The 19,228-nt window shown below is 71.2% G+C and carries 19 protein-coding genes and 4 tRNA genes; 6 read left to right on the top strand and 17 right to left on the bottom strand.

Annotated elements, in window-relative coordinates; translation table 11 throughout:
- The first annotated feature begins 71 nt into the window (after positions 1–71).
- Together ACQXVK_RS11695 and ACQXVK_RS11690 are read left to right on the top strand one after the other, a co-directional pair.
- A complete protein-coding gene (locus tag ACQXVK_RS11695) occupies positions 72–1,283 on the top strand; it encodes an ROK family transcriptional regulator (RefSeq protein ID WP_022906461.1) in 1,212 nt (403 codons plus the stop codon).
- A gap of 58 nt (positions 1,284–1,341) precedes the next feature.
- Positions 1,342–2,061: a YqaJ viral recombinase family protein gene (locus tag ACQXVK_RS11690; RefSeq protein ID WP_430853647.1), complete on the top strand. Its 720-nt coding sequence runs from the start codon at positions 1,342–1,344 to the stop codon at positions 2,059–2,061.
- On the opposite strand, the gene ACQXVK_RS11685 is transcribed toward ACQXVK_RS11690, so the two are convergent.
- The 6 genes from ACQXVK_RS11685 to ACQXVK_RS11660 all read right to left on the bottom strand — a co-directional run bounded on the left by ACQXVK_RS11685 (position 2,058) and on the right by ACQXVK_RS11660 (position 5,645).
- Positions 2,058–2,666 carry a Pr6Pr family membrane protein gene (locus ACQXVK_RS11685; protein WP_042723687.1) on the bottom strand — a complete coding sequence of 203 codons (609 nt, stop codon included), beginning with the start codon at positions 2,664–2,666 and terminating at the stop codon, positions 2,058–2,060. The two genes, ACQXVK_RS11690 and ACQXVK_RS11685, sit on opposite strands and share 4 nt — an antisense overlap.
- Before the next feature lie 87 nt (positions 2,667–2,753).
- Complete coding sequence (gene rplA, locus ACQXVK_RS11680; RefSeq protein ID WP_022906460.1) at positions 2,754–3,443, bottom strand: 50S ribosomal protein L1; 690 nt, start codon at positions 3,441–3,443, stop codon at positions 2,754–2,756.
- Positions 3,444–3,531: 88 nt separating this feature from the next.
- Positions 3,532–3,963, bottom strand: coding sequence for a 50S ribosomal protein L11 (gene rplK / locus ACQXVK_RS11675; protein ID WP_022906459.1), 432 nt, complete (start codon positions 3,961–3,963; stop codon positions 3,532–3,534).
- 141 nt (positions 3,964–4,104) lie between these two features.
- Entirely contained in the window at positions 4,105–5,154 is a 1,050-nt protein-coding gene (nusG, locus tag ACQXVK_RS11670; protein WP_022906458.1) for a transcription termination/antitermination protein NusG, read from the bottom strand.
- Positions 5,155–5,273: 119 nt separating this feature from the next.
- Positions 5,274–5,537: a preprotein translocase subunit SecE gene (secE, locus tag ACQXVK_RS11665; RefSeq protein ID WP_370871658.1), complete on the bottom strand. Its 264-nt coding sequence runs from the start codon at positions 5,535–5,537 to the stop codon at positions 5,274–5,276.
- Positions 5,538–5,572: 35 nt separating this feature from the next.
- A tRNA-Trp gene (locus tag ACQXVK_RS11660) sits at positions 5,573–5,645 on the bottom strand.
- Between the two features lie 181 nt (positions 5,646–5,826).
- Between ACQXVK_RS11660 and ACQXVK_RS11655 the strand changes: the two genes are divergently transcribed.
- On the top strand, positions 5,827–7,008 hold the full coding sequence (locus ACQXVK_RS11655) for a pyridoxal phosphate-dependent aminotransferase (protein ID WP_430853777.1): 1,182 nt from the start codon (positions 5,827–5,829) through the stop codon (positions 7,006–7,008).
- Between the two features lie 76 nt (positions 7,009–7,084).
- Here the strand turns inward: ACQXVK_RS11655 and ACQXVK_RS11650 are convergent, their stop codons facing one another.
- The 3 genes from ACQXVK_RS11650 to ACQXVK_RS11640 are packed head-to-tail and all read right to left on the bottom strand — an operon-like array spanning position 7,085 to position 8,987.
- Positions 7,085–8,113, bottom strand: coding sequence for a UDP-N-acetylmuramate dehydrogenase (locus ACQXVK_RS11650; protein ID WP_430853646.1), 1,029 nt, complete (start codon positions 8,111–8,113; stop codon positions 7,085–7,087).
- 2 nt (positions 8,114–8,115) lie between these two features.
- On the bottom strand, positions 8,116–8,541 hold the full coding sequence (locus ACQXVK_RS11645; protein WP_430853645.1) for a MaoC/PaaZ C-terminal domain-containing protein: 426 nt from the start codon (positions 8,539–8,541) through the stop codon (positions 8,116–8,118).
- Positions 8,538–8,987, bottom strand: a complete 450-nt coding sequence (locus tag ACQXVK_RS11640; RefSeq protein ID WP_083857901.1) for a MaoC family dehydratase N-terminal domain-containing protein — start codon at positions 8,985–8,987, stop codon at positions 8,538–8,540. Before ACQXVK_RS11640 ends, ACQXVK_RS11645 begins: the two co-directional genes overlap by 4 nt.
- Before the next feature lie 117 nt (positions 8,988–9,104).
- Here ACQXVK_RS11640 and ACQXVK_RS11635 point away from each other — a divergent pair, with 117 nt between their 5' ends.
- A complete protein-coding gene (locus ACQXVK_RS11635) occupies positions 9,105–9,476 on the top strand; it encodes a hypothetical protein (RefSeq protein ID WP_022906452.1) in 372 nt (123 codons plus the stop codon).
- A gap of 491 nt (positions 9,477–9,967) precedes the next feature.
- On the opposite strand, the gene ACQXVK_RS11630 is transcribed toward ACQXVK_RS11635, so the two are convergent.
- From ACQXVK_RS11630 to ACQXVK_RS11610, 5 genes are all read right to left on the bottom strand, one after another.
- Positions 9,968–10,041, bottom strand: a tRNA-Met gene (locus ACQXVK_RS11630).
- Between the two features lie 32 nt (positions 10,042–10,073).
- Positions 10,074–10,145 (bottom strand) — tRNA-Thr (locus tag ACQXVK_RS11625).
- Between the two features lie 91 nt (positions 10,146–10,236).
- Positions 10,237–11,490, bottom strand: coding sequence for a peptidoglycan DD-metalloendopeptidase family protein (locus ACQXVK_RS11620; RefSeq protein ID WP_430853644.1), 1,254 nt, complete (start codon positions 11,488–11,490; stop codon positions 10,237–10,239).
- Between the two features lie 146 nt (positions 11,491–11,636).
- Positions 11,637–12,458, bottom strand: coding sequence for an inositol monophosphatase family protein (locus tag ACQXVK_RS11615; RefSeq protein WP_022906449.1), 822 nt, complete (start codon positions 12,456–12,458; stop codon positions 11,637–11,639).
- A gap of 57 nt (positions 12,459–12,515) precedes the next feature.
- Positions 12,516–12,600 (bottom strand) — tRNA-Tyr (locus tag ACQXVK_RS11610).
- A gap of 139 nt (positions 12,601–12,739) precedes the next feature.
- Here ACQXVK_RS11610 and ACQXVK_RS11605 point away from each other — a divergent pair.
- Together ACQXVK_RS11605 and cls are read left to right on the top strand one after the other, a co-directional pair.
- Complete coding sequence (locus ACQXVK_RS11605; RefSeq protein ID WP_022906448.1) at positions 12,740–13,228, top strand: YajQ family cyclic di-GMP-binding protein; 489 nt, start codon at positions 12,740–12,742, stop codon at positions 13,226–13,228.
- Positions 13,229–13,244: 16 nt separating this feature from the next.
- Positions 13,245–14,705, top strand: coding sequence for a cardiolipin synthase (cls, locus tag ACQXVK_RS11600; RefSeq protein ID WP_402269283.1), 1,461 nt, complete (start codon positions 13,245–13,247; stop codon positions 14,703–14,705).
- 807 nt (positions 14,706–15,512) lie between these two features.
- Here cls and ACQXVK_RS11595 read toward each other — a convergent pair.
- From ACQXVK_RS11595 to ACQXVK_RS11585, 3 genes are all read right to left on the bottom strand, one after another.
- Positions 15,513–16,631, bottom strand: a complete 1,119-nt coding sequence (locus ACQXVK_RS11595; protein WP_430853643.1) for a heparan-alpha-glucosaminide N-acetyltransferase domain-containing protein — start codon at positions 16,629–16,631, stop codon at positions 15,513–15,515.
- 19 nt (positions 16,632–16,650) lie between these two features.
- The gene (locus ACQXVK_RS11590; protein WP_022906445.1) at positions 16,651–18,033 is read right to left on the bottom strand and encodes an FAD-dependent oxidoreductase; all 1,383 of its coding nucleotides are present in this window, start codon (positions 18,031–18,033) and stop codon (positions 16,651–16,653) included.
- Between the two features lie 90 nt (positions 18,034–18,123).
- A complete protein-coding gene (locus ACQXVK_RS11585) occupies positions 18,124–19,203 on the bottom strand; it encodes a polyprenyl synthetase family protein (protein WP_402269278.1) in 1,080 nt (359 codons plus the stop codon).
- Between the last annotated feature and the right edge of the window lie 25 nt (positions 19,204–19,228).

Genomic DNA, 19,228 nt, shown 5'->3' with positions numbered 1-19,228 from the left:
CAAGCAGAAGTTCGATCACGTTCGACGGACTTCGTTGCGTGGCGCGTTCGATGTGTGCTTCACTCCCCCACATGGTCGACTTGAACCGGACGGCAGCGTCGCCTCCGGTCGGGACGAGCGAGCTCTTCCAGATCCTGCGCGACGGCGTGCCACGGACCCGGGCCGAACTCGCCAGCCTGACAGGACTCGCGCGCTCCACGATCGGCGTGCGCCTCGATGCCCTCATCGAGGTCGGACTCGTCGGACCCGTGGACACCGCGGCGTCCACGGGCGGACGCCCGCCTGCGCAGGTGGCGCTGATGCCCCGCGCCCGCCTCGTGGTCGCCGCCGACCTCGGCGCCTCCCACGGCCGCGTCGCCGTCACCGACCTGGTCGCTCGGCCGCTCGCCACCCGCGAGGCCCGCATCGACATCGCCGCTGGCCCGGTCCCCACGCTCACGTGGCTCGTCGAGACCATCGACTCGCTCCTCGACGAGGTCGGTCGCGCCCGGGACGACGTCATCGCGATCGGCATCGGCGTGCCGGGGCCGGTCGAGTTCTCCACCGGCCGCCCCGCGAACCCCCCGATCATGCCCGGCTGGGACGGCTTCGACGTGCCCGGCTGGCTCCGCGCGAACATCGCGGCCCACGTGCTGCTCGACAACGACGTGAACATCGCGGCCCTCGGCGAACGCGAGCACGCCTGGCCCGGTGTCGACCACCTGCTCTTCGTCAAGGTCGCCACCGGCATCGGCTCCGGGATCGTCTCGGACGGCGAGCTCCGGCGCGGCGCCCAGGGCACCGCTGGGGACATCGGCCACGTCCGGGTCTCGAGCGCAGGCGACGTGCCGTGCCACTGCGGGAACACCGGGTGCCTCGAAGCCGTCGCCTCCGGGCCCGCGATCGCCCGGCGGCTCCGCGCGAAGGGCCATGACGTGCACTCGAGCGCGGACGTCCTGGAGCTCGTGAACCGGTCGGACCTGGACGCCATCCAGGCCGTCCGGCAGGCGGGGCGGGACATCGGCGAGGTCCTCGCGACCTGCGTCTCGCTCATGAACCCGTCGGTCATCACGCTCGGCGGATCGATCACGCAGGCAGGGGAACACCTGCTCGCCGGGGTGCGCGAGGTGGTGTACTCCCGCTCGATGCCCCTCGCCACGGAGCACCTCGTGATCGCGCAGTCCCGCGCGGGCTCGCTCGCGGCGCTGCAGGGGGCGGCGGCGCTCGCCATCGGGTACGCGCTCTCCCCCGCAGGGATCGACGAGCTCGTGACGTTCGCCGAGGGGCGGCAGCTCGTCTCCTGACCCGGTCCCACCGGTGCGTCGGTTTCGTCTCGTCGGTGCGCGGGGAGACAATCGTCGGGTGACGATCGTGCAGCCCACCCTGTGGGGCGACCTCGACCCGGGTTTGGAGGCGCAACCCGCCTCCGCAGCTCCGGCGTCGGTCGCACCCGTGGCTGGCTCCACGGCGGCGGGACCCGTCGCGCACGACGCCTTCACCGCGCTGCGCGGCCACACCGAGCGCATCGTCGCGCACTCGTCCGACCGCGTCGCCTGGCTGCGCGCCCGGGCGATGGGGATCACCGCGACCGACGTGGCCCGCCTCGCCTCGCACCACGCCGTCGAGGCGGTCGTCACCGACAAGCGGTACGGCTCCCGGTTCTCCGGCAACTCGTTCACCGAGCACGGCAAGGAACGCGAACCGGTCATCGCCGCCTGGGTCGCCGCGACGCACGGCATCCAGCCGTCCGCGCACCTCTTCCACGCCGCCACGAACCGGGCGCACCTGGCCACCCCGGACGGCGTCGGCGTCGACGGCTCGTCGCGGGTGGTCCTAGCCGAGATCAAGACCACCGGCAAGGCCTGGCGGAGCATCCCCCGCCACTACCTCCGCCAGATCTGGTGGCAGCAGTACGTCCTCGGGGCGGACCGCACCCTGTTCGTCTGGGAACGGCACGACGGCTTCGTCCCGGTCGCCGACGAACCCGAGTGCCGGTGGGTCGACCGCGACGACGACCAGATCCGCGGACTGATCCAGCTCGCCGACCTCGTGCTCGACCGGCTGCGCGACTTCCGGAGCTAGACCTTCACGAGCCGCAGGCGACTCATCCCGATGACGAGCACGCCGAGCAGGACGATCGACACCCCCACGCCGACGCAGTACAGCGCGACGACGCCGTAGCCGAGGTCGGGGTTCAGGAACGGGTACGGGACCCAGCCGTCCGTCGCCCCGCGCACCAGTACGACGACCGTCCACACCGCCGGGTAGAGCAGGAACCACCACACGTGCCGGAGCAGCAGCTTCGAGCGATCCGAGAACAGCAGCCAGTCGAGCACCGCGTACGCCGGCATGACCTTGTGCAGAATGTCGTTCGACCACTGCACGTTCGCCGAGACGTCGACGCCGGTCAGCAGGGTGTTGTAGACGATGCCGGTCGTGGCGATGTACACCGTCGAGGCACCGCGGAACACACTGACCCGCAGGTCACCCCGCTTGTGTCGAGCAGCGGCGACGAGCGTCACGGCGAACGCCGCCGCGATGAGGATGTTCGACTGGATCGTGAAGTACCCGAAGAAGTTCCACGGGTTGTAGCTCGGGAGCTTCGAGCTGACGAGCCACTGCCCGACGATGGCTGCCACCACGGCGATGACCGCGATCAGCCGGAGCGAGTTCACGAGGGTGCGCACGGTGCCACGCTACCGGCAGACCACGCCGGGGACGCGACAGGACCCGCACCGAAACCGGTACGGGTCCTGTCGGGACTGATCAGTGGATCAGATGCTGTTGACGTCGAGCGGGATGCCCGGGCCGAAGGTCGTCGAGACGGCGCCCTTCGTGATGTAGCGGCCCTTCGAGGCGCTCGGCTTGAGGCGGTTGATCTCCTCGAGCGCGGTCGAGATGTTCTCGTCGAGCTGCTCCGGCGTGAACGAGGCCTTACCGACGACGAAGTGCACGTTGGCGTGCTTGTCGACGCGGAACTCGATCTTGCCGCCCTTGATGTCGTTGACGGCCTGCGCCACGTTCGGGGTCACGGTGCCGGTCTTCGGGTTCGGCATGAGGCCACGCGGGCCGAGCACCTTGCCGAGACGACCGACCTTGCCCATGAGCTCCGGCGTCGCGACGGCGGAGTCGAAGGCGGTGTAGCCCTCGGCGACCTTCGCGATGAGCTCGTCGCCACCGACCTCGTCGGCACCGGCGGCGATGGCGGCCTCAGCCGCAGCGCCCACGGCGAAGACGATGACACGGGCGGTCTTGCCCGTGCCGTGCGGCAGGATGACCGTGCCACGGACCATCTGGTCCGCCTTGCGCGGGTCGACGCCGAGCTTGAGGGCGACCTCGACGGTGGAGTCGGTCTTGGTGGAACCGGTCTCCTTCGCCAGGGCGACGGCCTCGGCGGGGGTGTAGAACTTGTCGGCCTCGATCTTCGCGGCCGCGGCCTGGTAGGCCTTGGACTTCTTCGCCATGGTGTTCTCCTTGGGAGCTACGTGGTTGACGAGCCGGCGCGGCTCTCCCACGGAAGGGTGTTTGGGTGTGTGCCTGAGCAGGTGGGGCTTACGCCTCGACCGTGATGCCCATCGAGCGTGCGGTGCCGGCGATGATCTTCGCGGCCTGCTCGATGTCGTTGGCGTTCAGGTCGGCCTGCTTGGTCTCGGCGATCTGACGGACCTGGTCCATCGAGATCTTCGCGACCTTGACCGTGTGCGGGGTCGCGGAACCCTTCTGCACACCCGCGGCCTTCTTGATCAGCTCTGCCGCCGGCGGGGTCTTGAGGACGAACGTGAACGAACGGTCCTCGTAGACGGTGATCTCGACCGGCACGACGTTGCCACGCTGCGACTCGGTCGCCGCGTTGTACGCCTTGCAGAACTCCATGATGTTGACGCCGTGCTGACCGAGCGCCGGACCGATCGGCGGGGCCGGGTTGGCGGCGCCCGCGTTGATCTGCAGCTTGATCAGGCCCGTGACCTTCTTCTTCGGTGCCATGACTTGTCTTCCTCCTGGAATCGAACGCACGGGGATCCGTGCACTCTCCCGCTGGCCCGGCCGTTCCGGACCGCGGTGAAGCCCCGCACGCACGAAGCGTGCGGGGCCAAACTCGATAAGTGTAGCTGGTGTTGGTGCGCGCTAGAGCTTCGTCACCTGGTCGAAGCTGAGCTCGACCGGGGTCTCGCGCTCGAACAGCGAGACGAGGACCGTGAGCTTGCCGCTCTCCGGCTTGATCTCGGAGATCGACCCGGGCAGACCCGCGAACGAGCCTTCCTTGATGGTGATCGTCTCGCCGATCTCGAAGTCGACCTCGGCCGCCGGCTGGGACTGCGCGCCGCCGGAGCCCTTCGCGCCGCCCTTGGTCGGGGCGGCCTCGGCCACCTGGACCAGGGACTTCAGCATGCCGAAGGCCTCGTCGAAGCGGAGCGGCGTCGGGTTGTGCGCGTTGCCGACGAAGCCGGTGACACCGGGGGTGTGCCGGACGACGGACCACGAGTCCTCGTTGAGGTCCATGCGGACGAGCACGTACGAGGGGATCCGGACGCGGGTGACCAGCTTGCGCTGCCCGTTCTTGATCTCGACGACGTCCTCCATCGGGACCTCGACCTGGTAGATGTAGTCCTCCATCGACATCGACACCATGCGGTTCTCGATGTTCGACTTCACGCGGCGCTCGAAGCCCGCGTAGGAGTGGATGACGTACCACTTGCCCGGCTTCATCCGCAGCTCGGCCTTGAAGGCCTCGTACGGGTCGACCTCAGCCGCTTCTTCGTCGTCGTCGGCGTCGAGGGCCTCGTCGGCGGCGAGGGTGGCGTTGGCCTCGGCTGCCGTCTCCGACTCCAGCTCGACTTCTTCCTCGTCCTCGACGGCCTCGACGGCGGCCTCGGCCTCGTCGGCGGTGTCGATCTCGAGCGCGTCGTCCACCACGGCGTCGGCCTCGGGGTCGCGGGACTCGGCGAGGGCCGTGAGCGCCTCGTCGATGCCGGCGTCGACGGTGCCGTCGTCGGGTTCGTCGCTCAGGCCGAGGGACTCGTCGTCCTCGTCCTCGATCTCGATGGCTCGCTCTTCGGCGGACTCGGCCGAACGCTCCTCGCCGGTCTCGACGTCGCCTTCCTGGTTCTCCTCGACCTCGGAGGACTGCTCGGCAGCCGTGGCGAGGTCGATGTCGTCGCGGGAGTTGTCAGACACTGTCGAATCTTTCCGTTCGGTGATGCGGATCGGGTTGGCGGGCGGATCGGTTCACGACCGGCGCCGTCTCGGGCGACCGTACTCCTGTCCGTGGGCGGACAGGACAGCCGGCGTCCGGGTCAGGCCGTCGGCCCGTTGCCGAACACGTACCCGACGCCGAGTCCGAACACGAAGTCGAGGACCGACACCAGGATCATCATCACGACGACGAAGACCAGGACGACGCCCGTGTAGCTGAAGAGCTCCTTGCGGGTCGGCGTGACCACCTTGCGGAGCTCGCCGAGGACCTGACGGATGAAGAGCACGATGGCAGCGAACGGACCGCGGCGCTCGGCCCGGTCCTGCTTCGCCTTGGCGACGACGTCATCCGCCGTCGTCTCCATGTCTTTGCTCGCCAACTTCTACCCTTCCAGATGTGCAGGGCGGACAGGACTCGAACCTGCAACCTGCGGTTTTGGAGACCGCTGCTCTACCAATTGAGCCACCGCCCTTCGGACACGGTTCGTCACCGATCCGTGTTCCGGTGGTCGAGTGTACGGGAGTCCGTCACACGGTGTCCACTTGACGGATGCTCCGGCGTGCCGCGCCGATAGGCTGGGACCCGTGAGCACCGAAGCCCCCGGCCCCGAGTCCACCGCCAACCCCGCTGCCGCGTCCACCGATCGGCCGCGCATCGCGTCCCGCATCGCCGCGATCGCGGAGTCCGCGACGCTCAAGGTCGATGCCAAGGCCAAGGCGCTGAAGGCCGCCGGCCGACCGGTCATCTCGTTCGCCGCCGGTGAGCCGGACTTCGCGACGCCCCAGCACGTCGTCGACGCCGCGGTCGAGGCCGCGCAGGACCCGAAGAACCACCGGTACACGCCCGCGACCGGCCTGCCGGAACTCAAGCAGGCCATCGCCGAGAAGACCGCACGCGAGTCCGGCATCACGCTCGACCCGTCGCGGGTGATCGTCACGAACGGCGGCAAGCAGGCCGTCTACCAGGCGTTCCAGACGATCGTCGACGCCGGCGACGAGGTCCTGCTCCCCGCCCCGTACTGGACCACCTACCCCGAGGCGATCCGCCTGGCCGGCGGCGAACCGGTCGAGGTCTTCGCCGGCAGCGACCAGGGCTACCTCGTCACCGTCGAGCAGCTCGAGGCCGCACGCACCCCGAAGACGAAGGCGCTGCTGTTCTGCTCGCCGTCGAACCCGACCGGCGCCGTGTACTCCGCCGAGCAGACGAAGGCCATCGGCGAGTGGGCCCTCGAGCACGGCATCTGGGTCATCAGCGACGAGATCTACCAGGACCTCGTGTACGACGGCGTCCGGTTCACCGGCATCCTCGAGGCGGTCCCCGCCCTCGCCGACACGACGATCCTCGTCAACGGCGTCGCCAAGACGTACGCGATGACCGGGTGGCGTGTCGGGTGGTTCATCGGCCCGGCCGACGCGGTGAAGGCGGCCTCGAACCTGCAGTCGCACCTGTCGAGCAACGTGTCCAACGTGTCGCAGCGCGCCGCGATCGCCGCGCTGAACGGCCCGCAGGAGCCCGTCACGGCGATGCGCGAGGCCTTCGACCGTCGTCGTCAGGCGATCGTCGCGGGTCTGAACGCGATCCCGGGCTTCGTCACGCCGACCCCGCAGGGCGCCTTCTACGTCTACCCCGACGTCACGGCGCTCCTCGGCCGCGAGTGGGCCGGCTCGACACCGACCACGACCCTCGAGCTCGCCGACCTCATCCTCGAGCACGCCGAGGTCGCGGTCGTCCCGGGCGAGGCCTTCGGCCCGTCGGGCTACCTCCGCCTGTCGTACGCGCTCGGTGACGACGACATCGCCGAGGGCGTGGCCCGCCTGGCGAAGTTCTTCGCCTAGTCCCCCGGACGCCGCGACGGCCCACCTCGTCGAGGTGGGCCGTCGTCACGTCCGGGGCCAGGAGGCGCGGCTCGGCTCAGGCGAGCAGGTCACCCACCACGACGGGTTCCGGCACGAGCGCCACCCCGAAGCGGTTCAGGACGGTCACCTGGACGTAGCGGGCGAGTTCCGCCACCTGGGCGGCGGTCGCTCCGCCCCGGTTCGTCAACGCGAGCGTGTGCTTCGACGAGATCGCCGCGCGGGACCCGGGCACGGCGTACCCCCGGTGCACGCCCGCGTGCTCGATGAGCCAGGCGGCACTGAGCTTGACGTCGCCGCCCGCCGGCCAGCGCGGTGCCTCGGCCGGCAGCGTCTCGGCGAAGGCGGCGGAGACGATCGGGTTCGTGAAGAACGACCCGGCGCTCCACGTGTCGTGGTCGTCGGGGTCGAGCACCATGCCCTTGGACCCGCGGAGCCGCAAGACCTCGGACCGCACGGTCACCGGGTCGACGAACGCCCCGAGCTCGACGCCGAGCGACCCGGCGAGCTGGGCGTAGCGGACCGCGACCCCGGCGTCGGACGCCGTGCCGAGCCGGAACTCGACCGTCAGCACCGCGCCCCGTCGCCCGTGCTTGAGCGTCGAGGTGCGGTAGCCGAGCGCCAGCTCGGCCGCTGGCACCCACGCGCGCTCCCCCGTCGCCGCGTCGAGGAACTCGATCCGGGTGAGCACGTCGGACAGCTCGACCCCGTAGGCGCCGATGTTCTGCACGGGGGCGGCGCCGACGGTGCCCGGGATGCCGCTCAGCGCCTCCAGGCCCGTCCAGCCGCGCTCGACGGTCGTCGCGACGAACGCGTCCCACGGCTCGCCGGCCGCGACGCGGACGGTGACGCCATTGCCGTCGGACTCGTGCTCCACGCCGGTCGTGCGGACGAGCACGACGGTGCCGTCGAAGCCGTCGTCAGCGACGAGGAGGTTGCTGCCACCTCCGAGGACGAGCCATTCGTCGTCGTCCCACGCCGTGGTCACGTGTGCGACGAACTCGTCGGTCGTGGTCGCGGTGAGCAGCCGCGCCGCGGAGCCCCCGACGCGCAGCGTCGTGAGGTCGGCGAGCACCGGCTCCGTCACGGTCAGCGGAACGCCACCGTGACCTGCGCCTTGCCGAGCACGGTCTGCCCGGCGGCGGTCACGGTGAGGTCGATGCGCTGGGGGCGGCCGTCGTCGTCGACGGTCCCGACCGTGGCGACGACGCCGACGGTGGCGCCCAGCTCTGGGTCGACGACCACGGGACGGGTGAAGCGCACGCCGTAGCGGACGACCCAGCCGCGGTCGCCGAGCCACTCGGACACCGGCTGGACGGCGAGGCCCATGGTGAGCATGCCGTGCGCCAGGACGCCGGGGAGCCCGACCGAGGCCGCGACGTCGTCCCGGTAGTGGATCGGGTTGAAGTCGCCGGACGCACCGGCGTAGCGGACGAGCGAGTCGCGGGTGATGTGGACCTCGCGCTCGGCGACGACCGTCCCGACCTCGAGCGCGGTCACGGGTGCGGCGGTCATGCGTCGTCTCCTCGGACCACGAGGGTGGAGGTCGCCGTGACGACGTGCTCCCCCGCGGCGTCGTTCATGGTGCTCTCGGCGGTGACCATGGCGTTGCCGCCGAGCGTCTTCACGCTCGTCACCGTCAGCGTCGCGGTGAGCTCGTCACCGGCGACGATGGGCCGCTCGTAGGTGAAGGCCTGCTCGCCGTGGACGACGCGCGAGAAGTCGATGCCGGCGTCGGGTTCGGCGAGGAGCTGGGCGAGCGTGGCCTCCTGCACGACGACCGCGAAGGTCGGCGGGGCGACGACGTCGTCGTACCCGGCGGCGCGGGCGGCGTCGGGCTCGTGGTGGATCGGGTTCGTCGCGAACACGGCGCGGGAGAACTCGCGCACCTTCTCACGACCGACGAGGTAGGGCGCAGCCGGCGGGAACGTCCTGCCGACGAGCTCGGGGTTCACTGACACGTCCGGCAGTCTACCGACGCCCACTCGGGGGCCGGTGTTGATGAGTATGCATCGGCTATGCTGGTGGGACGCGGTTCGGGGGAACCGACGCCGGTCTTCTGGGGATGGGGAGGAACGATGGACCACACGACCGAGTTCGCCGTGCACACGGGCGATCGGTGCACGGCGATGGAAGCCGCTGGTGCCGCACTGCAGCGGGCCGGCCACCACGTCGAGTCGACCGGCGGCACGCTCACGGCCACGACCGGGAACCGGCTGCTCACGATCCTGCTCGGGGCGCTCGTGCACCCGTCGCGGGAGTTCCGACGGTACGAGCTGTCGACGACCGTCACGGGGACGTCGACCACGATCACGCTGCGGCACTCCGGGCACGGCACGGCGGTGTCGGGCGGGGAGATCGGTGCGAAGCGGCGCCACGACGCCTGGCGCAGCACGGCGGGCGTGATCGAGCGGGCGCTGCGGCAGGCGGGCGTCCTGAGCGGGCGGTAGCGCGGGTCGCGGCGCCGATCGGCATCGGCCGGCCGGCGGCAGGCGCGGCGCCGATCGGCGTCGGCGGCCGCGATCGACGTCGGCCGATCGGCGGCAGGTAGCGCGAGCAGGCGGCCCGGCCGGCCGGATGGACGGTTGCCACCGCTGCGCGCTGCGCCCCGTGACGAACACCGCGCCCCGTCCCGGCGGGGCGCGATGTTCGGAGCGGGGTGCGGACTCGGGCCGATGCACTCGGCGGACCCCGGCGCGCCCGCGCGCGTTCGAACCAGGGAGACGACGTCGAACCAGGTCGCGGCCCTGGCTCGATGTCCGGAACGTGGTTCGACGTCGGCACCCGCCGGCAGCCGGCACCCGCCGGCAGCCGGCACCCGCCGGCAGCCGGCACCCGCCGAGCAGGCACGCGACACCGGTGGGTCGCGCGCGCCCAGCACGGCGCGCGACCATGCCCCGGGAACGACGAAAGCCCGGCGAACGGATCGCCGGGCTTGCGGTAGCGAGGGCGGGACTTGAACCCGCGACCCCACGATTATGAGTCGTGTGCTCTAACCAACTGAGCTACCCCGCCAAGGATCCGGCGCGACTGCCGCGCCGGGTCGGAGCCCCGAGTCAGGATTGAACTGACGACCCCTTCCTTACCATGGAAGTGCTCTACCACTGAGCTATCGGGGCATGTGCCGCTCGGCGGCACCACACGAGGATAGCAGACCCGCGACGGTGGTCAGGAACCGGGCGTGACGCCCGGGCGTGCCGCGCGGAACCGCTAGTTCGCGTTCGCCTTGAGCCACGCCAGCGGGTCCACCGGGACGCCGTCCACGTGGACCTCGAGGTGCAGGTGCGGGCCCGTCGAGTTGCCCGTGCTGCCCACCAGGCCGAGCTCGTCGCCGACCTCGACCTGCTGGCCCTTGACGACCTTGAAGGAGTTGTCCTCCATGTGGCCGTAGACGCTGACGAACTGCTTGCCGTCGACGTCGTGCTCGACCCAGACGTCGTTGCCGAAGCCACCGTCGTTCGCCTGCACCTTGATGACCGTGCCACCGGCGATGACCCGGATCGGGGTGCCCTCGCCCGGCGCGAAGTCGACGCCCATGTGGTTCGTGGAGCAGAACGAGCACCCCTCGACCTGGCGTCCGCCGAACCCGGAGGTGATCGGGACACCCGTGAGGAACGGCCACTGGATCGTGCCGTTGGGGTCGTTCGTGAAGCTCGAGGCGTCGACGTTCTTGTACTGCGTGGCCGAGGACACCGAGTACTGGTCGCGGTTCGTCTCGGCGTCGGCCGCGCCCGCACCGACGCTGAGGGACTGCGTGGCACCGGACACCGAGGTCCGCGCGGACGACGAGCCGGGCTCCGGCGTGTAGAGCGCCTGGGCCGGCAGGGAGGTCGAGACGACGAGGCCCGCGACGAAGAGCAGGGCACCGACGGCGGTCACGCGCGAGGCTGCTCGCCGGAACGACGCCCCCTGCGTCCGCGTGTGCGGGACGGTCGACGATGCAGCAGCCCCGGCGGGCCGGGTGGACCGGTCCGTCCGGGCGATGTGCCGGGTGGCGCGGTCGACGTGGGGTGCGACGGGAGCCGCGGCGCGCGCGGGGCGACGGGACGCCGGCACCTGGCCGAGCACACGTCGGGTGCCGGCGGCGGAGCGGACGGTCGCCGCGACCGCGGGCCCCGTGGCCACGACCGGCGACGATGGTGCCGGCGGCGTCACGGGCGAGGCCGTCGACGCGGGCATGGCCGGCGACGCCGGCGCGAGGTCGATGGGCGACACCGGAGCGGCCGGCGTCACGGGCGTCCCCGGCGTGACGAGCTCGTCGAAGGCCGGCTCGGCGAGGGCGGGCCGGGAGGCGCTGCTCGCCTCCGCCACGACCGTCGCGTGCTCGACGTCGGCCGGCACTCCCCCCGCCGTCGCCGCCGCGCGTTCCGCCTCGATGCGGGCCCGTCGGGTCAGGTGGACGACCGGTGCGGGAGCGTCCGCTGGGCCGTCGGTGTGCACGGGCGAGAGGGGAGAGTGGGGCATGTGTTCGGCGTGGATCCTGATCGGGGCGATGTGCGCTCGTTGGTAACGAGCAGATAACGGGACCCGAGAACGGTAGCAGGACGCCTACCGTGTCGCCAGTCCTCGCCCGGACCACACGGCTCCCCCAGAGCGAGGGGACGGGGTGTTCACGCCCCGAGCACGGACTCCTCGAGGCGCTGGAGGAGCGCCGCGAGCTCGTCCACGACGGCGGGTGCGGCGAAGAGGAACGACCGCGTCCCGCCGGCCTCCCAGATGCGGGTCTCGGCCCCGGCCTCGCGCGCGACGATCGACCCGGCGGCCATGTCCCACGGGTTGATCCCCCGCTCGTAGTACGCGTCCACCGTGCCCGCCCCGACCGCGCAGCAGTCGAGCGACGCCGCTCCCCCGCGGCGGATGTCGCGCACCTCGCCGATGAGTCCGGCGAGCACCCCGACCTGCTGCCGGCGACGCTCGGCGGTGTACCCGAACCCGGTGGCGACGAGCGTCTCGGCGAGTGACGCCGGAGCGCCGACACGGAGCGGTGCACCGTCCCGCGTGGCGCCCTCACCCACGGCGGCGCGGTGGACGACGCCGGTGGCGGGTGCGACGACCACGCCGGCGATCGGCTCCCAGCTGGTCGGGTCGGCCGGGCCGCGGACCACGCCGATGCTCACCCCGTACTCGGCGCTGCCGTAGAGGTAGTTGACGGTCCCGTCGATCGGGTCCACGACCCAGGTGACCCCGGAGGTCCCGGAGCCGGTGCCGGACTCCTCCCCGAAGAAGGCGTCGTCCGGCCGGGCCGTCGCGATCCGCGCCCGGATGAGCGCCTCGACCTCGCGGTCCGCCGCCGTCACCACGTCGACGACGCTCGACTTCCGGTCGGCGACCTCGACCCCCTCGGCTCTGCGGCGAGCGGCGAGCGCTGCCGCTTCGCGGGCGATGGACTCGGCGAGGTCGGCGAATCGGGCAGGAGTGAGGTCGGAGGGCATGCGACCATCCTCGCGGAAACGGAACGGCCCCGTCCGATGTGGACGGGGCCGTTCCGATGGTGGCAAGTGAGGGATTCGAACCCCCGAAGGCTACGCCGGCTGATTTACAGTCAGATCCCTTTGGCCGCTTGGGTAACTTGCCGTGTGCGCTCCCAGCCGGTGTGGTCACCAACCGGAGGCGCGCAAGAAAGCATAGCCGATCCGGGACGGTGCTCGTGACCACCGCAGGCCGGTCCGTGGGTGCCGAACCGCGCCTCCCGTCCGCCGATAGGCTGTCCCGCATGGCAGACAGTTCCTTCGACGTGGTCAGCAAGGTCGACAAGATGGAGGCGGAGAACGCCCTCAACCAGGCCGCCAAGGAGATCGAACAACGGTACGACTTCAAGGGTGCCGACGCGTCGATCGCCTTCAGCGGCGAGGACGTCCTCATCAAGGCGAACTCCGAGGAGCGCGCCAAGGCCGTCCTCGACGTCCTCCAGAGCAAGGCGATCAAGCGCAACATCAGCCTGAAGAGCCTCGACGCCGGTGACCCCTACCCGTCCGGCAAGGAGTACCGCATCGAGGTGAAGTTCAAGAACGGCATCGAGCAGGACGTCGCGAAGAAGATCGGCGCCTTCCTCCGGGCCAACGCCCCGAAGAGCGTGAAGAACCAGATCCAGGGCGACGAACTGCGCGTCTCCTCGAAGAGCCGCGACGACCTGCAGAACACGATCCAGCTCCTCAAGGGTGAAGAGTTCGACGTGCCGTTGCAGTTCATCAACTTCCGCTGATCCGCCGACCGTCGTCGTGGAGCACTGGCTCAGCGTCCTGATCACGGTCCTCCTCGTCCTGTTGGACCTGGCGATCCGCGTCTTCTCGATCATCTACGTCCCGATCAACCGGAAGCCGCAGACCGCGACGGCCTGGCTCCTGGCGATCTTCCTCATCCCCTACATCGGGTTCATCGTCTTCCTGGTCATCGGGTCGACGAAGCTCCCGCACGCCCGGCGTGAGAAGCAGACCGAGATCAACGCGTACATCCTCGAGCAGACCGAGGGGATCGAGCGCGTGCGGCGGGACCACCCGTGGCCGGCGTGGCTGGACAGCGTCACCCGTCTGAACCGCGAGCTGGGCGCCATGCCCCTCGTCGGCGGCAACTCCGCGGAGCTCTACCCCGACTACGACGAGTCCATCGCCGAGATGACCCGGGCGATCGACGAGTCCCGGCGGTTCGTGCACGTCGAGTTCTACATCGCGACGCTCGACGACACCACGCGGCCGTTCTTCGAGGCACTCGCGCGGGCCCAGGCCCGCGGCGTCACCGTGCGCTTCCTGCTCGACCACTGGGCGAGCCGGGGCTACCCGGGCTACAAGGACACCCTCGCGTTCATGGACCGCGCCGGCATCGAGTGGCACCTCATGCTGCCGCTCCTGCCGTTGCAGGGGAAGTTCCAGCGCCCCGACCTGCGGAACCACCGCAAGATCATGGTCATCGACGGCCGGGTGGCGTTCACCGGGTCGCAGAACCTCATCGACAAGTCGTACGACCTCAAGTCCCACATCGACAAGGGCATGCAGTACAAGGACCTCTTCGCCCGGTTCGAGGGGCCGGTGGTCGCCGGGTTGAACGCGCTGTTCGTGACCGACTGGTACAGCGAGACCGACGAACTGCTCCTCCGCGAGAGCGATCCCGTGCAGCGGGCCGACCGCGGCGACGCACTCGACTGCCAGGTCGTGCCGTCCGGCCCCGGGTTCGACGGCGAGAACAACCTGCGCCTCTTCAACGCGCTGCTCTACTCGGCGCAGCAGAAGGTGTCGATCACCTCGCCGTACTTCGTGCCGGACGACTCGATGCTCTACGCCATCACCACCACGGCGCAGCGCGGAGTCGAGGTCGAGCTCTTCGTCGGCGAGATGGGCGACCACGCGATGACGTGGCACGCACAGCGCTCCTACTACGAGGGGCTGCTCCGGGCCGGCGTGAAGATCTGGCTGTACCGCGCGCCGACGATCCTGCACGCGAAGCACTTCACGATCGACGACGACGTGGCCGTCATCGGGTCGAGCAACATGGACATGCGGTCGTTCAGCCTCAACCTCGAGGTCTCGGTCATGGTGCGGGGCAGCCGGTTCGTGGACGCCCTGCGCGAGGTCCAGGCCGCCTACAAGGAGCACAGCTTCGAGCTGACGCTGGACGCGTGGGAGGACCGGCCGCGGCGGTCGAAGGTGCTCGACAACGTCGCGCGGCTCACGGCGGCGCTGCAGTAGCGGGCGGGCCAGGAGGCGCGGGTCGGCCCCGGCGCGGGGGCGCGGGGCGCGGGGCGCGGGGCGCGGGGGCGCGGGGGCGCGGGCGGGGCGCGGGGCGCGGCTGGGTCGCGGGGGCGTCTCGCGCCCAGCACGGTGCGAGTTTGTTCGGCCGGTGCGCCGGTGACCGCACCGTGCGGGGCTACAACGCGGCACCGAGCGATCGCTGGGGCACCGGATTGCCGAAGCCGCACCGTGCGGAGTTGGCCACCCCGTGCGAGGTCGACCAAGCCGTGCGCGGGTGACCGCACCGTGCGGAGCTACAACGCCGCACCGAGCAATCGCCCGGGCACGGGATCGCCGAACCCGCACCGTGCGGAGTCGACCAGCCCGTGCGAGGTCGGCCAAGCCGTGCGCCGGTGACCGCACCGTGCGAAGTCGACCACCCCGCCTGAGGTCGGCCAAGCCGTGCGCCGATGACCGCACCGTGCGGGGCTACAACGCCGCACCGAGCGATCGACGGCGCACCGGATCGCCGAAGCCGCACCGTGCGGAGTCGACCAGCCCGTGCGAGGTTGACCACGCCGTGCGCCGGTGACCGCACCGTGCAGGGCTACAACGCCGCACCGGGCGACCGACGCGGCACCGGATCGCCGAAGCCGCACCGTGCGGAGTCGACCAGCCGGTGCGAGGTCGGCCACGCCGTGCGCCGGTGACCGCACCGTGCGGAGCTACAACGCCGCACCGGGCAACCGACGGCGCACCGGATCGCCGAAGCAGCACCGTGCGGAGCTGGCCACCCCGTGCGACGTCGCCCGCCAGCGCGGCCGGTCAGCGCGGCTCGGGCACCATGCGGGTGAGCCGGGCGGTCAGGCGTTCGAGGGGGCCACGCCCGAAGAACCGCCGCCAGAACATCGCGAACAGGACCGAGCCGATCGCGAACCACCCCCACGCGGCCGCTGACTCCGGGTACTCGGGCAGCGCCGCGAGCACGACGAGGTGCCCCGCGTACACCGTGAGCGGCATCGACCCGACCGCCGCCAGCGGGTACCCGATGCGGCGCACGACCTCGCCCCGACCGTCGAACACGAGCGTGCAGAGCGCGATGACGGCCACGGCCACCCCCGCGGTGCCCACCACGTCGACGATCGACGACGAGTGGTCCCGGGGCGACAGGAACAGCTGCGCGGCGCCCTCGGCGGCGGTGCTCCCCTCCCCCGCGTACGGCACACCGGGGAACGCGAACCCGGCATCGGCGGGCACCGGCGCGACCGCGTTGCCGACGAGGTACGCGACGACGGCCGCCACCGTGCCGGACGCGAGGACGACCACCTGGGTGCGCCGCGCCTCCAGTCCCGCCCTGGCGAGGGCGAGACCGACCAGGACGTACGCCAGGAAGGTGACCAGGGGGTAGACGAGCCCGAGCTGGACCTCCCAGGTGCCCGCGCCGGCGTAGAGCGGGGCGATGCCGATCGCGACCACCGGCGAGGCCACGGCGCACACCGCGGCGAGCACGAGCAGCCAGCGGGCGCGGACCCGGAGCACCGGGACCGCGAGCAGGAACAGGACGCCGTAGGTGGGGAGGATCACGTAGACCGGGGTCCCCAGGGCCATCAGGAGCAGCCCGACGGCGACGACCACGACCGCGCGGACAGCGAGCCTGGCGCGGACGCGGCCGATCCTCGGCGGGCCGGGCGGTGCGGTCCGACCGCTCGTCAGGCCGATCGAGACGCCGGCGAGCACGGCGAAGAGCGACGAGGACCGGCCGTGTGCGACGGCCGCCCAGGTGCCGGGGTCGGACCAGTCGACCTGGTCGGCGATCCCGCCGACGTGGGTCGCCATCATCCCGAGGAGCGCCAGCGCGCGCGCGACGTCGACACCGTCGAGCCGGACCCCGGACGCGGACACGCCCCGCAGCGCGGTGGGCGGTGCGGGGCGTGCGGTCGTCATGGCGTGCGCGTCGTGCCGGTCAGCTCGTCGCCGAGCCCGTGCGCGCGTCGACGCGACCGAGGGACACGTCGACCATCTCGTCGCGCGGGACGACCTTGATGCGCTCGCGACCCTCGGGTGCGCCCAGGGCGAGCTCGTGGGCATCGAGGTTGTGCCAGCCGTCGAGGTCGGTGTACTCGACACCGCGCTCGGCGAGCAGCGCCGGGATGGCACCCTCGGACGGGTCGGCGGGCGTCCACCAGCTCGCCTGGTCGTTCACGATGTGCTGCACGGTCTCCATCGCATCGGACTTGGTGTGGCCGATGAGCCCGACCGGTCCACGCTTGATCCAGCCCGTCGCGTAGACCCCCGGGATCTGCTGGTTATCGTCGCCGAGGACCTGGCCCTCGTGGTTCGGGATGACGCCGTGCCGCTCGTCGAACGGGACGCCGGGCAGGGGTGAGCCGAAGTAGCCGACCGCGCGGTAGACCGCCTGGACCGGGATCTCGCGGACCTCGCCGGTGCCCTCGACGCCGCCCTGGCCGTTGGGCCGGGTGCGCTCGTAGCGGATCGCGGTGACGGACCCGTCCTCGCCGACGATCTCGAGGGGCTTCGCGTAGAAGTGCAGGTGCAGCCGGCGGCTCGCCTGGCCCGTCTCGCGGGTGCGCCACTGCTCGAGCACGCGGTTCATCACCATGACCTGCTTGTTCGTGGCGATGGCGGTCTTCGAGGCCTCATCGTGGTCGAAGTCCTCGTCGTAGACGATCATGTCGACGTCGCGGAGTTCGCCCAGCTCGCGGAGCTCGAGCGGCGTGAACTTCACCTGCGCCGGACCGCGGCGACCGAAGACGTGCACGTCCGTGACCGGGGACGCCTTGAGGCCCTCGTACACGTTCGCGGGGATCTCGGTCGGCAGCAGGTCGTCGGCGTGCTTGGCGAGGATGCGCGAGACGTCGAGGGCGACGTTGCCGTTGCCGATGACCGCGACGCTCGAGGCGGTGAGCGGCCAGGTGCGCGGGACGTCGGGGTGCCCGTCGAACCAGCTGACGAACTCGGCGGCCCCGTAGGACCCGTCGAGCTCGACCCCGGGGACGTCGAGGTCGGCGTCCTTGATCGCGCCGGTCGAGAACACGACCGCGTGGTAGTGCTGCTTGAGGTCGTCGAGGGTGATGTCCTCGCCGAAGCGGACGTTGCCGAACAGGCGGACGACACCGCGGTCGAGCACGTCACGCAGGGCGTTGATGATCCCCTTGATGCGCGGGTGGTCCGGGGCGACGCCGTAGCGGACCAGACCGTAGGGGGCCGGCAGCTGCTCGAACAGGTCGATCGACACGTCGTGGCCGTGGGCCTCGCGCAGCAGGATGTCGGCGGCGTAGATGCCGGCGGGGCCTGCGCCGACGATGGCGACTCGGAGGGTGGGCACTGATCGTCTCCAGTTCGTTCGGGTGCGGTGCTCCCGAGGTGGTCGAGGGGGTCGAGGGGCGGGGCCGTCGGCCACCGCGGTGGTGCCGCGCTAGCGGCTGCGTTCGACGACGGACTCGGCGAAGCGGACGAGGGCCCGCTTGACCGTGCCGTCCGGCAGGGGTTCGAGGGCGTCGACGGCGTCCATCGCCCAGCGGACCGCGACGGCGCGCGTGGCGGCGGTGGCCTCGTGCTCGCGCAGTGCCGCCACCGCCGACTGGTACGGCGTCGAGTCGACGACGTCGTCCGGCGCGGCGTTCACGTCACGCTCGATGCGCTCGAGCAGGTCCACCGCGTCGGGCGCACCGGTCGCGGCGAGCCGCTTGAGCTGCAGGAGCGGGAGGGTGTCCACGCCGGCACGCAGGTCGTTGCCGGCGATCTTGCCGGTCTTGTCCTTCGCGGGGGCGAGGTCGATCACGTCGTCCACGAGCTGGAACGCCACGCCGACCTTCTCGCCGAAGGTGCCGACGGCGTCGAGGTAGGCGCGGTCCGCTCCGGAGAACATGACGCCGGCGCGGGCGGCCGTCGCGATCAGGGAACCGGTCTTGTCGCTGAGCACCTGGATGTAGTGCTCGACCGGGTCGTCCTCGGGCTGCGGGCCGGTCGTCTCGTGGAGCTGGCCCATGCAGAGCCGCTGGAAGGTCTCGGCCTGCATCCGGATGCCCTCGGTGCCGAGGTCCGCCGTGATGAGGCTGGCGCGCGCGAACAGCAGGTCGCCGGTCAGGATCGCCACGTTGTTGCCGTAGGTCACGTGCGCCGCGGGGACGCCGCGCCGGACCGGCGCCTCGTCCATCACGTCGTCGTGGTACAGCGACGCCAGGTGCGTCGTCTCGATGCTCACGGCGGCCTTGACGACCGCGTCCGTGACGCCGTCGCCGAGCTGGGCGATGAGGAGCGTCAGCGTCGGACGGATCCGCTTGCCACCCGCCGACAGCAGGTACCGGCTCGTGGTGTCGGCGAGGGTGTCGGTGGAGCGCATGGCGTCCTCGAGCCCCCGCTCGACGAGCTCGAGACCGTCGTCGACCGCGGCGATGAACCGGCGTTCCGCGGGCGTTGCGAACAGTCGCTCGCCGATGCCCAGCGATGCGCGGAGACTCGGTGCGCGACGTGCGACCGGGACGCTCGGATTCAAGTGCTGCTCCGTGTTCGGGGGTGGA

Origin of the sequence: Curtobacterium sp. AB451, from assembly GCF_050585845.1 — a bacterium.
Lineage (GTDB): Bacteria > Actinomycetota > Actinomycetes > Actinomycetales > Microbacteriaceae > Curtobacterium.
The sequence above is the reverse complement of the archived record's forward strand: the minus strand, read 5'-3'. Positions and strand labels throughout refer to the sequence as shown.

Excerpts from the sequence above, each read along its gene's own strand:
- rplK (WP_022906459.1), bottom strand. The coding sequence starts at position 3,963 with ATGGCACCGAAGAAGAAGGTCACGGGCCTGATCAAGCTGCAGATCAAC.
- secE (WP_370871658.1), bottom strand. The coding sequence starts at position 5,537 with ATGGAGACGACGGCGGATGACGTCGTCGCCAAGGCGAAGCAGGACCGG.
- ACQXVK_RS11595 (WP_430853643.1), bottom strand. The coding sequence starts at position 16,631 with ATGACGACCGCACGCCCCGCACCGCCCACCGCGCTGCGGGGCGTGTCC.
- ACQXVK_RS11695 (WP_022906461.1), top strand. The coding sequence starts at position 72 with ATGGTCGACTTGAACCGGACGGCAGCGTCGCCTCCGGTCGGGACGAGC.
- ACQXVK_RS11605 (WP_022906448.1), top strand. The coding sequence starts at position 12,740 with ATGGCAGACAGTTCCTTCGACGTGGTCAGCAAGGTCGACAAGATGGAG.
- ACQXVK_RS11645 (WP_430853645.1), bottom strand. The coding sequence starts at position 8,541 with ATGACCGCCGCACCCGTGACCGCGCTCGAGGTCGGGACGGTCGTCGCC.
- ACQXVK_RS11635 (WP_022906452.1), top strand. The coding sequence starts at position 9,105 with ATGGACCACACGACCGAGTTCGCCGTGCACACGGGCGATCGGTGCACG.
- ACQXVK_RS11615 (WP_022906449.1), bottom strand. The coding sequence starts at position 12,458 with ATGCCCTCCGACCTCACTCCTGCCCGATTCGCCGACCTCGCCGAGTCC.
- ACQXVK_RS11620 (WP_430853644.1), bottom strand. The coding sequence starts at position 11,490 with ATGCCCCACTCTCCCCTCTCGCCCGTGCACACCGACGGCCCAGCGGAC.
- rplA (WP_022906460.1), bottom strand. The coding sequence starts at position 3,443 with ATGGCGAAGAAGTCCAAGGCCTACCAGGCCGCGGCCGCGAAGATCGAG.